The organism is Prosthecodimorpha hirschii, from assembly GCF_001305515.1.
Taxonomy (GTDB): Bacteria; Pseudomonadota; Alphaproteobacteria; order Rhizobiales; family Ancalomicrobiaceae; genus Prosthecodimorpha; species Prosthecodimorpha hirschii.
On the sequence record NZ_LJYW01000001.1, the window covers coordinates 5,247,976 to 5,261,728 of the forward strand.

Below are 13,753 nucleotides of genomic sequence, written 5' to 3' on the forward strand. Positions count from 1 at the left end.
GGGTCGGTCAGAGGCCGTCGGTCAGAGGCCGTCGTGGAAGACCAGGAAGGAATCGCGCACCGTCTCGAGATGGCTGCGCATTTCGCGTGCTGCCGCGTCGCGGTCGCCTCTCAGGACCGCCTGCACGACCCGGTCGTGCTCCTCATGGCTGAGCTTCAGCCGGCCGAGACTGCGGAACTGGGCGCGGCGGAAGGCGGACACGCGCCGGCGCACCGACAGGAGGGTCTCGGCCAGGAAGGAATTGTGGCTGCCGGCATAGAGGCAGTCGTGAAACCGGTCGTTGGCTTCGGCATAAGCGGCCAGATCGCCGGCGCGGACCAGGTTCTCGGCGTCGTCGTGGATGTCGACCAGCTGCTGCCGTTCGGAGGGCGACATGGAACTTGCACAGCCGGCGGCCGCGAGTGCCTCCAGTTCGGTCATCACCGAGAACATCTCGCGCAGCCGCTCCTCGGTGAGCGCGGTGACGACCGCCCCACGATGGGCGCGATGCACCACCAGCCCGGCTGCGGCCAGTTCGCGCAGGGCCTCGCGGACCGGCGTCCGCGACACGCCGAATCGATTGGCGAGCGTCGTCTCGTCGAGCGCGGTACCCGGTGCCAGTCGGCCGCAAACGATATCGTCGGCGAGTTCCGCACGCAGCCGTTCGGCGCGCGTCAGGCTCGAATCCACCGTCCGCGTCGGGGCGCCCGCCTCGATCACGCGGAGATTCGGTCTGCTTTTGCCTGAGATCGCCGTTGTGGGCGCCTTCATCGACATTCTCCGATCACTTCCATTTACTGTTCGCCGCCCGAGCACACACCGAACGCGAGGATAGGACTATTTATCGCGTGGTAGCGAGTGGCAAGGCCGGTGCCAACCCCAGGATTCTGACATTCTGCCACGATTCGAAGGCTTCCAAGGCCCTGTCCGATGAAAATATGGGCAGTCCATTTGCTATGCGGACTGCCGAGGCGCGGCATCCGCCGCCCGCAGCGCGAGGAGCACGACCCGCATGTCCGACCAGCTTCCCGTCATCGATCTCTCCGGCCGCGACCTGCCGCGCCTGGCGGCGCTGATCGGCGCGGCCTGCCGCGAGATCGGCTTCTTCTATGTTGTCGGCCACGGCGTCCCGCAGGCTCTGATCGACCAAACCTTTGCGCAGGCCCGCTGGTTCTTTGCGCTCGATCCGGCCGAGAAGGCGCGCGTGGCGATCGAGCGCGTCGGCAACAATCGCGGCTATGCGGCCCTGAAGAGCGAGGCGCTCGATCCGACGCGCCCGGCCGATCTGAAGGAGGCCTTCAATGTCGGTCTCGAACTGGCCGCCGATCACCCGGACCTGCAGGCCGGCGTGCCCTTCCGCGGTCTCAACGGCTGGCCGGCCGATCCGGCATTCCGCGCGACTCTACTGGCTTACTTCGATCAGACCCAGGCGCTGGGCGCATGGCTGCATCGTGCCTTCGCCTGCGACCTCGGGCTCCCGCCGGATCATTTCGAAGCCCTGATCGACCGGCCGATGTCGACCCTGCGCCTGCTGCACTATCCGCCGCAGCCGGTCGAGGCCGAGCCGGGGCAGATCGGTGCCGGCGAGCATACCGACTACGGCAACATCACGCTGCTGATGACCGACGACGTCGGCGGCCTGCAGGTCCGGCGGCGCGACGGGGTCTGGATCGAGGCGCCGGTCGTGCCCGGCGCCTATGTGGTCAATATCGGCGACTGCCTGATGCGCTGGACCAACGACGTCTATGTCTCGACGCCGCATCGCGTGGTCAATGCGAGCGGGCGGGAGCGGTTCTCGATCGCCTATTTTCTCGATCCGAACCCCGATGCCCTGGTGGCGGCGCTGCCCGGCACGGTGGCCCCCGGCGCGCAGCCGAACCATCCGCCGGTCACGGCCGCCGACTATCTGGCGGGCCGTCTCGACGCAACCTACGCGCATCGCCGCGGCGGTGCGGCGGGGTGACGAGACCGTCCGACGAGGTGGAGTCGATCTGCCTATTGTGAGGGCAGAATGCCTGCAAACATCGCATTTGCATACAATACCGTCCACACGCGGCGGAGCGTCCCGGCCCTCCGCGGACCGGTTCGCGGGCGCAGGACGGCGGCGACGCGGACATTCCGTCGCCTCCTGTCGCTGCCGCGGCAGGACGCGCCGGGTTGGCACGGGCATTGCGTGAACCATCCGCGGAACGGCGCGAGATTGCATGCAATCTGAGCGTGACCGGTCGAAGGGGAGCCTTTCATGTCGGACATTCTGATTTCCCGCCGCCGCCTTCTGAAGACGGCGGCTGCCGGTGCGGCGCTCGGCGTCGCGCCCGGACTCGGTGCGATCGGCCCTGCTGCGGCGGCAGGGCTCACCATGGGCATCATCTATGTCGGTCCGCGCGACGACTTCGGCTGGAATCAGGCCCATGCGGTGGCCGCCAAGGCCCTGAAGGCGGTTCCGGGCATCACGGTGGTCGAGGAGGAGAACGTCCCCGAGACGATCGCCGTGCAGAAGACGATGGAATCGATGATCAAGCTCGATGGTGCGAAGCTGATCTTCGCCACCTCCTTCGGCTATTTCGATCCGCACATGATCGAGATGGCCAAGAAGTTCCCGGATGTCGAGTTCCGCCACGCCATCGGCCTGTGGCAGGCCGACAAGCATCCGAAGAATGCCGGCTCCTACTACGCCTATCTGCACCAGGCGCATTATGTCGACGGCATCGCCGCGGGTCTGTCGACCAAGACCAACAAGCTCGGCTTCATCGCCGCCAAGCCGATCTCGTCGGTGCTGACCAACATCAACGCCTTCGCGCTCGGCGTGCGCAAGGTCAACCCGAACGCCACCATCCAGCTGATCTTCACCGGCGACTGGGCCCTGCCGGTGCGCGAGGCCGAGGCCGCCAACGCGCTGGCGGATGCCGGCTGCGACGTGCTGACCTGCCATGTCGACAGCCCGAAGGTGGTGATCGAGACCGCCGAGAAGCGCGGCATCAAGTGCTGCGGCCACAATGCCTCCCAGGCCTCGCTGGCGCCGAAGGGCTTCATCACCGGCGCCGAATACAAGTGGGAGACGATCTACAAGAACTTCGCCGACCTGCTCGCCAAGGGCCAGAAGCTGCCGAATTTCGAGCGCGGCGGCTACGACAAGGACTATGTCCAGAACACCGCCTTCGGCGCCGGCGCGACCGACGCCGCCAAGGCGGCGGCGACGGCGGCGATCGCGGATCTCAAGGCCAACAAGCCCTACGTCACCGGTCCGATCAAGGACAACAAGGGCAAGGAGGTCGTCGCCGCTGGCAAGACCATCGACAATTACGACAACTTCCTGGAAACGACGAACTATCTGGTCGAAGGCATCGTCGGCTCGCTGACCTGATTCGGACTGTCTCCGGCCTAGTCCTGCCGGGCCGGGCCGGCCGGTCCCGGTGACCGCATCGCAAGGCCCGGCGCTTCGTGAACGGGAGCGCCGGTTTCTTCATCGCCGTGCCGCCGTCCGCCGTCGCTTCGAAAGCCACGGCCGGCGGACGGGACGGCGCCAGGACGGCGGCAAGGCGGCCGTCCGGACCTTCGGGGTTCGGCGCGGCCTTTGCGGGAACGAGGGAGACTCCGTGACGGAAACCACCCAATCCTCCGGCCTCGCGGCACCCTCGGCCATCGGCGAGTGGATCGGCGGCATGAGGCGTTCGGCCGAATTCATCGTCATCCCGCTGTTCGCGCTGTTCGTCTCGGCCAGCCTGTTCTCGCTGTTCCTGCTGGCGCTCGGCAAATCGCCGCAGACCTTCTTCGAGCTGCTCTGGCGCGGCGGCTTCGGCACGGAATTCTCGTGGCAGAACACGCTGGTGCGCACCGCGCCGCTGATCCTGACCGCGCTCTGCGTGGCCATTCCGGCCCGGCTGGGGCTGGTCATCATCGGCGGGGAGGGGGCCTTGGTGCTGTCCGGCTTCACCGCCGCCGTGGTCGCGCTGCCGCTCCTGTCCTGGGCGCCGCCCTTCGTCGTCATGCCGGTCATGCTGCTGACCGCGGCGATCACCGGCGCGCTGTGGATCGGCGCGGTCGGCGCGCTGCGGCACTATCGCGGCATCAACGAGACGATCGCCTCGCTCCTGATGTTCTACATCGCGGTCTCGATCCTGAATTTCTTCGTCGAGGGCGTGCTGCGCGATCCGAGCGATCCCAACAAGCCGTCGACGGCGCCGATCGGCCCGGCCAACATGGTCGGCGAGATCCCCGGACTGCATGTCCACTGGGGCCTCGCCTTCGGGGTGGTGATCGCGATCGTGCTCGGCATCGTGATGTCGCGCACCACCTTCGGCTTCGCCGCCCGGGTCACCGGCGGCAATGTCCGCGCCGCCCGGGCGCAAGGCCTGCCGGTCGGCACCCTGATGGTCTCCGCGACCATGATCGCCGGCGCCTGCGCGGGCGTCGCGGGCTATTTCGAGGTCGCCGCCATCCTCGGCAAGGCGAACGGCTCGCTGATCGCCGGCTACGGCTTCACCGGCATCCTGGTCTCGTTCCTCGCCCGTCACAATCCGATCGCCATCGCGCCGGTCGCGGTGCTGTTCGGCGGCCTGGCGGCGGCCGGCGGCCTGATCCAGCGGCGCATGGGGCTCCCGGATGCGACCGTCCAGGTGCTGCAGGGGCTGATCTTCGTGGTCCTGCTCGTCTCCGAGACGCTTTACGGACGGTTCCGTCTCTTCGATCCGGAGGCCCGCGGATGAACGACGCCCTCTCGACCGTGCTGCTCGCCGTCTTCGCCGGCGCGATCCGGGTCTCCACGCCCTTCCTGTTCGTCTCGCTCGGCGAATGCCTGACCGAGAAGTCCGGCCGCATCAATCTCGGCCTGGAAGGCATCCTGGTCTTCGGCGCGATGACCGGCTACGCCATCTCGTACCATTCCGGCAGTCCCTGGATCGGCGTGCTGGCGGCCGGCGTCGCCGGCTCCCTGTTCGGCGCCTTCCACGGCTGGGTCTGCAAGCTGCCGCGGGTCAACGACGTGGCCATCGGCATCGCCATGATGCTGTTCGGCACCGGCCTCGCCTTCTTCTTCGGCAAGCCCTACATCCAGCCGACCGCGCCGCGTCTGCCGGCGCTCGAACTCGGCTTCTGGTCGGACGTGCCGCAGGTGCGCGAGGCCCTGAAGATAAACCCGCTGTTCTTCGCCGGTCTCGCGGTGGCGATCGTGCTGTGGTGGGCCTTCCGCAACACGCGCTGGGGCCTGATCGTGCGCATGACCGGCGACAGTTCGGCGACCGCGCGCGCCATGGGCTATTCGGTCGATTGGGTCCGCTTCCTGGCGACAACGGTCGGCGGTTTCCTGGCCGGCGTCGGCGGCGCCTTCCTGTCGCTCTACTATCCGGGCTCCTGGACCGAGGGCCTCTCGTCGGGCCAGGGCTTGATGGCGGTGGCGCTGGTCATCTTCGCGCGCTGGAACCCGCTCGCCTGCTTCGCGGCGGCGGTGCTGTTCGGCGGGGCCGGGGCGATCGGTCCGGCGCTGCAGTCGGTCGGCATCAGCCAGGGCTACCACTTCTTCAATGCCGCGCCCTACATCCTGACGCTGCTGATCATGATCCTGTCGATCTCGCCCAAGCGGTCGCTGCGCGGCGCGCCGGCCGAACTGTCGCTGATGAAATGATCGGTCCGAACGGCGGAGTGTTGCCATGAACGGTCTCGGCGGTCTCAACAAGTCGCCCAACGGCGTCGTCATCGGCCTCGTGCAGCTGCAGCTGCCGGTCGTCACCACGAAGGCCGACCTGGCCGCGCAGACGGAGCGCATCGTCGCCATGGTGGGCAAGGCCCGGCGCAATCTGGCGACCATGGACCTCGTCGTCTTCCCCGAATATTCGCTGCACGGCCTGTCCATGGCGACCGATCCGGCGATCATGTGCTCGCTCGACGGCCCCGAGGTCGCCGCCTTCAAGGCCGCCTGCGTGGAGAACCGCATCTGGGGCTGCTTCTCGATCATGGAGGCGAACCCGGACGGCAACCCCTACAATTCCGGCCTGATCATCGACGACACCGGCACGCTCCGGCTCTACTACCGCAAGCTCCATCCCTGGATCCCGGTCGAGCCCTGGGAGCCCGGCGATCTCGGCATTCCGGTCATCGACGGGCCCAAGGGCTGCAAGCTGGCCCTGATCATCTGCCATGACGGCATGTTCCCGGAAATGGCGCGCGAATGCGCCTACAAGGGCGCCGAGATCATGCTGCGGACCGCCGGCTACACCGCGCCGATCCGGGAATCCTGGCGCTTCACCAATCAGGCCAATGCCTTCCAGAACCTGATGGTGACCGCCAATGTCTGCATGTGCGGGTCCGACGGCAGCTTCGATTCCATGGGCGAGGGCATGATCGTCGATTTCGACGGCACCATCATCGCCCACGGGACGACCGGTCGCGTCGACGAGATCATCACCGCCGAGGTCCGGCCCGATCTGGTGCGCGAGGCCCGCATCCACTGGGGCGTGGAGAACAACATCTACCAGCTCGGGCACCGCGGCTATGTCGCCGTCGCCGGCGGGGCAGGCGACTGCCCCTACACCTTCATGCAGGACATGGTCGCCGGCCGCTACCGCCTGCCCTGGGAGGACGCCGTCGTGCACAAGGACGGCACGGCCTGCGGTTTCCCCGCGCCGACCCGGCGCTACGGCGGCAAGCCCATCGCCGAAGCTGCCGAGTGACCAACAGCGAACCGGAGGCGTGCCCATGACCCTCATCGACGAACGCGTCGCCGCCGCAACTGTGCCCGGCGGCCGGACCGTCGCCTCCGAGCCCTATCCCTGGCCCTATGACGGCGATCTGCGGCCCGACAACACCGCCCTGATCGTCATCGACATGCAGACCGATTTCTGCGGCGTCGGCGGCTATGTCGACAGCATGGGCTACGACATCGCGCTGACGCGGGCGCCGATCGGGCCGATCGCCGCTGTGCTCGAGGCGATGCGCGCGAAGGGCTACACGATCATCCACACCCGCGAGGGGCACCGCCCGGATCTCTCCGACCTGCCGGCCAACAAGCGCTGGCGCTCGCAGCGCATCGGCGCCGGCATCGGCGACCAGGGCCCGGCCGGCCGCATCCTGGTGCGCGGCGAGCCGGGCTGGGAGATCATCCCGGAACTGGCGCCGCTGCCCGGCGAGGTGATCATCGACAAGCCCGGCAAGGGCTCCTTCTGCGCCACCGATCTGGAAATGATCCTGCGCCTGAAGGGCCTGCGCAACATCGTGCTGACCGGCATCACCACCGATGTCTGCGTCCACACGACCATGCGCGAGGCCAACGACCGCGGCTTCGAATGCCTGCTGCTGACCGACTGCTGCGCGGCGACCAAATACGACAACCACCTGGCCGCGATCGACATGATCAAGATGCAGGGCGGCGTGTTCGGAGCGGTTTCCGACAGCCGGAGCTTCCTGGAGGCGATCCGGTGAGGCTCACTCCGTCCGCTCACGCCCATACCCGGAGGCTCCGCCCATGAGCGACAAGGACAGGCCCGCCGTCGGCGTCGAAACGGTCGGCATGACCAAGATCTTCGGCTCGCTGACCGCGCTCGAGGATGCCTCGATCAAGGTCCGGCCGGGCACGCTGCATGCCCTGCTCGGCGAGAACGGGGCCGGCAAGTCGACCCTGGTCAAATGCATGATGGGCTTCTACCAGCCGACCCGGGGCAAGCTCCTGGTCGACGGGCAGGAGGTCGTGGTGCGCAATCCGCGCGACGCGATGGCCTACAAGCTCGGCATGGTCTACCAGCACTTCACCCTGGTGCCGTCGCTGACCGCCGCCGAGAACCTGATCGTCTCGCGCCCCGACTGCCCGTCGGTGATCGACTGGAAGAGCGAGATCGGCGCGCTGGAGGCCTTCCTCAACCGGATGCCGTTCAAGGTGCCGCTGCGCACGCCGGTCTCCTCGCTCTCGGCCGGCGAGAAGCAGAAGCTCGAAATCCTCAAGCAGCTCTATCTCGACCGCCGCTTCCTGATCCTCGACGAGCCGACCAGCGTGCTGACGCCCGGCGAGGCCGACGAGATGCTCGGCCTCTTGCGCGGCATGGTCGAGGCCGGCGAGATCACCATCCTGATGATCAGCCACAAGTTCCGCGAAGTGACCGCCTATGCGGACGAGGTCACGGTGCTGCGCCGCGGCCGCCAGGTCGGCTCGGGGCTCGTCAAGGACCTGACGCGCGACGACATGGCGCGCATGATGATCGGCGACACCAAGATCCGCGAGCGCGCCGCCCGCACCTCGGTCGAGAAGTCGGCGACCGTGCTCGACCTGACTGCGCTCTACGCCTCCGACGACGACGGCCTGCCGGCGATCGAGGCGATCGACCTCAAGGTCAAGGCCGGCGAGATCGTCGGCATCGCCGGGGTCTCGGGCAACGGCCAGTCCGAGCTGGTCGAGGTCCTGTCCGGACAGCGCGATCTCGACGACGGCCGCATCCTGATCCACGGCCACCCGTTCGAGCCGAGCCGCGGCGCGATGGCCAAGCTGAAGGTCTTCTCGCTGCAGGAGGAGCCGCTGCGCAATTCGGCCGTGCCGCGCATGTCGGTCGCCGAGAACATGGCGCTGCGCTCCTTCGACCAGCCGCCGATCTCGCGCAGCGGCTGGTGGCTGAAGCCCGGGCCGATGAAGGCGATCGCGCGCGAACTGATCGCCCGCTACCGGGTCAAGACGCCGTCGCCCGAGACGCCGATCGAGAACCTCTCCGGCGGCAACGTGCAGCGCGCGGTGCTCGCCCGAGAACTGTCCGGCGATGTCGACGTGCTGATCGTCGCCAATCCGTGCTTCGGGCTCGACTTCGCCTCGGTCGCCGAGATCCGCTCGCAGATCATGGACCAGCGCAACCGCGGTGCGGCCGTGCTGCTGGTGTCCGAGGATCTCGACGAGATCCTGGAACTGGCCGATCGCGTCGCCGTCATGTCGGAAGGCCGCATCAGCTACGTCGCGCCGATCGGGGAGACCGACCGGCAGACCATCGGCCACGCCATGGCGGGCCATCACTGAGCGCCGGCCCGCCCCGGCCCCACCCGCATCGGAATCGGACAGCCATGGTCACCGTCCCCGCCAAGCCCTTCGCCTACGACCTCGATCCGGCCCGCGTCGCGCTGGTGGTGATCGACATGCAGCGCGATTTCGTCGAGCCGGGCGGCTTCGGCGAGACGCTCGGCAACGATGTCTCGCTGCTGCAGGCGATCGTGCCGACCGTGCGCGACCTGATCGGCCTGTTCCGCGCCAAGGGCTGGACCATCGTCCACACCCGCGAGTCCCATTCCGCCGACCTCGCCGACTGCCCACCGGCCAAGCGCGACCGCGGCGCGCCGAGCCTCCGGATCGGCGACGAGGGCCCGATGGGCCGCATCCTGGTGCGCGGCGAGCCGGGCAACGACATCGTCCCGGACCTGGCGCCGCAGCCCGGCGAGATCGTCATCGACAAACCCGGCAAGGGCGCCTTCTACGCGACCGCGCTCGGCGACATCCTGCGCCTGAAGGGCATCACCCATCTGGTCTTCGCCGGCGTGACCACCGAGGTCTGCGTGCAGACCACCATGCGCGAGGCCAACGACCGCGGCTACGAATGCCTGCTGGTCGAGGACGCGACCGAAAGCTACTTTCCCGAATTCAAGGCCGCGGCGATCCGCATGATGACCGCCCAGGGCGGCATCGTCGGCTGGTCGACCGACCTCGCCACCCTCAAGGCCGCCGTCGGCTGATCTCCGATCCTCCCGCACCGCCCCTGGAGGGCGCCATGAGACGCAGCGCATGAAGTCTCCCGCCTCTGATCCTGCCGCCTTCGATGCCGCGGCGCATGTCGCCCATATGGAAAAGATGCTCGGGCTGACCATCGAGGAGGCCTGGCGTCCCTCGGTCGTCGCCAACATGGCGGCCATCGCCAAGGCGGCGGAGCTCGCGCTGTCGGTCGACATCCCCGAGGATTCCGAGCCGGCGCCGGTGTTCCGCCCATGAGCCTGCCGCTCGATCCCTCCCTCGGCACCGCGACCGAGATCGCCGCCGCCGTCCGCACCGGCCAGGTCAGTGCCGACGACATCGTGCGGCTGTGCCTGGAGCGCATCGCCGCGCTCAACCCGCGTCTCAACGCCTTCACGGACGTGACCGCCGCGCGCGCGCTCGCCAAGGCGGGGAGAATCGATGCGGCGCGCGCCCGTGGCGAGACGCTGCCGCCGCTCGCCGGCGTGCCCTATGCGGTCAAGAATCTGTTCGACATCGAGGGCCTGCCGACCCGCGCCGGCTCCAAGATCAACCGCGAACGGGCGCCGGCCGAGGCCGATTCCGCGCTCGGCGCGCGGCTCGAGGCGGCCGGGGCGATCCTGCTCGGCGGCCTCAACATGGGCGAATATGCCTATGATTTCACGGGCCAGAACGTCCATGACGGCAATGCGCTGAACCCGCACGACCCCGCCCGCATGGCCGGCGGCTCCTCGGGCGGTTCGGGCACCGCGGTCGCCGCCGGCATGGCGCCGCTGGCGCTCGGCTCGGACACCAACGGCTCGATCCGCGTGCCGTCCTCGCTGTGCGGTCTGTTCGGCCTGAAGCCGACCTTCGGCCGCCTGACGCGGCACGGCACCTATCCGTTCGTGGCCGAATTCGACCATCTCGGCCCGATGGCGCGCGCGACCGCCGATCTGGCGCTCGCCTACGACCTGATGCAGGGACCCGAGCCGGCCGACGGCCATCTCGCCGACCGCCCGGTCGAGCCGACCGTGCCGGAACTCGGCAAGGGCCTCGACGGCCTGCGCATCGGCGTGCTCGGCGATCATTTCAAGCGCTTCGGCCATCCGGAGGCCTATCGCGGCGTCGAGACGGTGGCGGCCGCGCTCGGCGCGACCGAGGAGGCGATCCTGCCTCAGGCCACCGCCGCGCGCGCCGCTGGCTTCGTGATCACGGCGGCGACCGGCTCCTCGCTGCATTTCGACCGCATCCGCAGCCGGCCGCAGGACTACGATCCGGCGACCCGCGACCGCTTCATCGCCGGCACCATGATCCCGGCGCCCTGGCTGATCGGCGCGCAGAAGCTGCGCAGCTGGTATCGCGACCGCGCCCGCGAGCTGTTCGAGCGCTTCGACATCCTGCTGGCGCCGGCGACGCCCTGCTTCGCGCCGCGCTCGGAGGAGACGACGCTGGTGCTCGACGGCGTCGAGGTGCCGCTCAGGCCGAACATGGGCGTCTACACCCAGGCGATCTCGTTCATCGGCCTGCCGGTCGCGACCGTGCCGGTCTGGCTGGAGGGCGCGGTGCTGCCGATCGGCGTGCAGGTGATCGCGGCGCCGTGGCGGGAGGATCTGGTGCTGCGCGTCTCCGCGGCGCTGGAGGCGGCGGGCACGTGCAGGAGTTTCGTGGCGGAGGTGCCGGCGTGATGGAAGTCGACATTCCGGAGGTCAAGGCCGAGGTCGAGGCCGCCTTCGCGATCTACGAGACGGCGCTCGGCGCAAACGATGTCGAGACGCTCGGCCGCCTGTTCCGCGACGCGCCGGAGACGATCCGCTACGGCATCGGCGAGAATCTCTACGGCTTCGCCGAAATCGCCGCCTTCCGATCGGCGCGCTCCCCGGCCGGGCTCGCCCGCACCATCGAGCGCACGGTGATCACCACCTATGGCCGCGACTTCGCGGTCGCCTCGACGCTGTTCCGGCGCGACAGCATGCCGGGCAAGATCGGCCGCCAGATGCAGACCTGGGCGCGCACCGAGGACGGCTGGAAGGTCGTCGCCGCCCATGTCAGCGTGATCGCGGAGGCCTGAGCATGGCGGCGACCGGGGAGGGTGCCCGCTGGCAGGGGCGCAACGAAACCAAGGACGGGCTGCGCCACGCGGTCTGGTCGGATCTTGAGACGAGCGGCGCCGGCGTCGGCCCGGTGCGCAGCCGCATTCCCGACTATGTCGGCGCCGAGGCGGCGGCCGAGCGGCTGGCCACGCTGAAGGCCTGGCGCGACGCGGCGATCGTCAAATGCAATCCGGACCCGCCGCAGATCCCGGTCCGGCGCAAGGCGCTGGAGGCCGGCAAGCGGCTCTATGCGCCGGTGCCGGAACTGGTCAAGCCATTCCCCTTCGTGCTGCTCGATCCGGACGCGCTTGCCCGCCGCGGCATCGCCTTCGCGGATGCGGCCCGCTCGGAGGTCTTCGTGGAGGTCGGCGAGCCGGTCCGCTTCCAGGAGATGCGGCCGATGGACCTGATCGTGGTCGGCTCGGTCGCGGTCACGCGCGCCGGCGGCCGCACCGGCAAGGGCGGTGGCTTCGCCGATCTCGAACTCGGCATCTTCCGCGAGCTGGGCCTGGTGCGGCCGTCGACCCCGATCGTCACCACGGTGCACGGCCTGCAGGTGGTCGACCGCGAACGGCTGGTGATCGAGGCGCATGATTCGGCGCTCGACTGGATCGCCACGCCGGACGAACTGATCGAGACCCGCACCGCGCATCCGCAGCCGCGCGGCGTCGACTGGGATCGCGTCCGCCCCGACCAATTCGCCGACATCCCGTTCCTGGCCGAATTGCGGGCCGAGATCGAGGCGCGCGGCTGAGGCCGATCCGATCGATGCGGGCTCCCGCCGCAGGCGTCGGTGCCGGGCGGCGTTCGGTTCCGGCACCGCGAACGTGGCGAATCCGGCGAGATCCGGACCGGCGCAGGCCGCGGCCGGTCGGCATTCGTCAAAAATGGTGATGAATCCGATCGATAGCTTTCGTTGGACAGCCATACGTCATTTCCCGAAGATGCGCCCCGGAAGACGCCCGGCCGCCATGGCGACCGGGCGCAACTTTCGTTTGCCCGAGCGGAACGGTTCGGCGTCTCAGGGGCGCGGCGCCGCGCGGGAGGGGGACGACATGGCACGCTGGATGGTATTTTTCGAAGATTCCGAAGAGATGGCGCAGGTGCGCGCCGAGAACAGCGAAGCGCATCTCGCCTATCTGGACAAAAATCGCGACCGCATCCTGATCGCCGGCGGCCTCCGCCCCCAGCCCAACGGCCACTATGTCGGCGCCCTCTGGATCATCGAAGCGCCGTCCAAGGCCGAGGTCATCGATCTGATCGAGGCCGACCCCTACTACCGCTACCAATACCGCCGCTACCGCCTGTTCGCCTGGGGCAAGGCCTTCGCGGAACGGCCGGTGGTGTTGTAGGGGCTTTAGGGGGCGAGGGATGGTCGAGGGCGCCTGGAATCCGCTGTATACTAGGTTCCAAATTCCCGACCGGTCGAAGCCTCCAGTTGCGACCTCGGGCTTGTTTGGGCCAACCCACGACCTCATCGACTTCGCGCCTGGCAGACTCGATCCCGCCCGCGTCGTCGGGCGGAAAATCGAGCAACTGGAAACGAGTGTCGGAACCTACGGCATGGGGGGACCGGGGTTCTTCGGCTTGCGCCTCGGCGACGACTGGCTCGTGGTGACACTTTGGGGTGCGGGAGAGTGGATCTCGTGCTGCGGCCGGCTCGTGGAAGACGTCTTTTACGTCGAGTCCGGGCGTCCGGCTCCCTGGATCGACCAGCGCGTCGATTGGGAGGGCATCGAATTCCGCCGTGCCGTGATCGGACGCACGATCACCTCGATCGTCGTCGCCAAGCTGTCGATGAGGATCGAACTCGATAACGGCTTCGATTTTTCGATCGACGAAGACCCGGCGGCCCGCCCTGCCACCTTTTCGGGTGTGGCGCGATCCCTGGCGGCGTCCGAAGACTTGCGCGATGGGGTCTTGCTGTTCCCCACCGCCGAAATCTGGGTCTGACCGACCGGCGCCTGACGCAGCGGCCGGCATGCCGGTCGGGAGGTTGCGGCCGTTGCGCACAGCC

15 protein-coding genes are annotated in these 13,753 nt (G+C 68.5%); 14 read left to right on the plus strand and 1 reads right to left on the minus strand.

The genetic code is table 11. The features are described 5' to 3' along the window. Nucleotides 1–21: 21 nt before the first annotated feature. Entirely contained in the window at nt 22–699 is a 678-nt protein-coding gene (locus ABB55_RS23095; protein WP_244472104.1) for a GntR family transcriptional regulator, read from the minus strand. A 292-nt stretch (nt 700–991) separates the two neighbouring features. Here ABB55_RS23095 and ABB55_RS23100 point away from each other — a divergent pair, with 292 nt between their 5' ends. From ABB55_RS23100 to ABB55_RS23165, 14 genes are all read left to right on the plus strand, one after another. After that, complete coding sequence (locus tag ABB55_RS23100) at nt 992–1,942, plus strand: isopenicillin N synthase family dioxygenase (protein WP_054360921.1); 951 nt, start codon at nt 992–994, stop codon at nt 1,940–1,942. Nucleotides 1,943–2,221: 279 nt separating this feature from the next. Continuing rightward, a complete protein-coding gene (locus tag ABB55_RS23105) occupies nt 2,222–3,343 on the plus strand; it encodes a BMP family ABC transporter substrate-binding protein (RefSeq protein ID WP_054360922.1) in 1,122 nt (373 codons plus the stop codon). 232 nt (nt 3,344–3,575) lie between these two features. Further along, nucleotides 3,576–4,685: an ABC transporter permease gene (locus ABB55_RS23110; protein ID WP_054360923.1), complete on the plus strand. Its 1,110-nt coding sequence runs from the start codon at nt 3,576–3,578 to the stop codon at nt 4,683–4,685. Next, nucleotides 4,682–5,599: an ABC transporter permease gene (locus ABB55_RS23115; RefSeq protein ID WP_054360924.1), complete on the plus strand. Its 918-nt coding sequence runs from the start codon at nt 4,682–4,684 to the stop codon at nt 5,597–5,599. The genes ABB55_RS23110 and ABB55_RS23115 overlap by 4 nt, the downstream gene beginning before the upstream one ends. Nucleotides 5,600–5,624: 25 nt before the next feature. Further along, nucleotides 5,625–6,644, plus strand: a complete 1,020-nt coding sequence (locus ABB55_RS23120) for a formamidase (RefSeq protein WP_054360925.1) — start codon at nt 5,625–5,627, stop codon at nt 6,642–6,644. 25 nt (nt 6,645–6,669) lie between these two features. Further along, nucleotides 6,670–7,392, plus strand: coding sequence for a biuret amidohydrolase (biuH, locus tag ABB55_RS23125; protein WP_054360926.1), 723 nt, complete (start codon nt 6,670–6,672; stop codon nt 7,390–7,392). Nucleotides 7,393–7,435: 43 nt separating this feature from the next. Continuing rightward, on the plus strand, nt 7,436–8,962 hold the full coding sequence (locus ABB55_RS23130; protein WP_054360927.1) for an ABC transporter ATP-binding protein: 1,527 nt from the start codon (nt 7,436–7,438) through the stop codon (nt 8,960–8,962). 44 nt (nt 8,963–9,006) lie between these two features. Continuing rightward, the gene (locus ABB55_RS23135) at nt 9,007–9,669 is read left to right on the plus strand and encodes a cysteine hydrolase family protein (RefSeq protein ID WP_054360928.1); all 663 of its coding nucleotides are present in this window, start codon (nt 9,007–9,009) and stop codon (nt 9,667–9,669) included. A gap of 49 nt (nt 9,670–9,718) precedes the next feature. After that, nucleotides 9,719–9,922: an AtzG-like protein gene (locus ABB55_RS23140; RefSeq protein ID WP_054360929.1), complete on the plus strand. Its 204-nt coding sequence runs from the start codon at nt 9,719–9,721 to the stop codon at nt 9,920–9,922. After that, nucleotides 9,919–11,331, plus strand: coding sequence for an AtzE family amidohydrolase (locus ABB55_RS23145; protein WP_054360930.1), 1,413 nt, complete (start codon nt 9,919–9,921; stop codon nt 11,329–11,331). Before ABB55_RS23140 ends, ABB55_RS23145 begins: the two co-directional genes overlap by 4 nt. Further along, nucleotides 11,331–11,714: an oxalurate catabolism protein HpxZ gene (gene hpxZ / locus ABB55_RS23150; RefSeq protein ID WP_054360931.1), complete on the plus strand. Its 384-nt coding sequence runs from the start codon at nt 11,331–11,333 to the stop codon at nt 11,712–11,714. The genes ABB55_RS23145 and hpxZ overlap by 1 nt, the downstream gene beginning before the upstream one ends. Before the next feature lie 2 nt (nt 11,715–11,716). Continuing rightward, nucleotides 11,717–12,490: a 5-formyltetrahydrofolate cyclo-ligase gene (locus ABB55_RS23155; RefSeq protein WP_054360932.1), complete on the plus strand. Its 774-nt coding sequence runs from the start codon at nt 11,717–11,719 to the stop codon at nt 12,488–12,490. A 301-nt stretch (nt 12,491–12,791) separates the two neighbouring features. Continuing rightward, the gene (locus tag ABB55_RS30510) at nt 12,792–13,088 is read left to right on the plus strand and encodes a YciI family protein (RefSeq protein ID WP_054360933.1); all 297 of its coding nucleotides are present in this window, start codon (nt 12,792–12,794) and stop codon (nt 13,086–13,088) included. A 19-nt stretch (nt 13,089–13,107) separates the two neighbouring features. Continuing rightward, a complete protein-coding gene (locus tag ABB55_RS23165; RefSeq protein WP_054360934.1) occupies nt 13,108–13,689 on the plus strand; it encodes a hypothetical protein in 582 nt (193 codons plus the stop codon). The last annotated feature ends 64 nt before the right edge of the window (nt 13,690–13,753 follow it).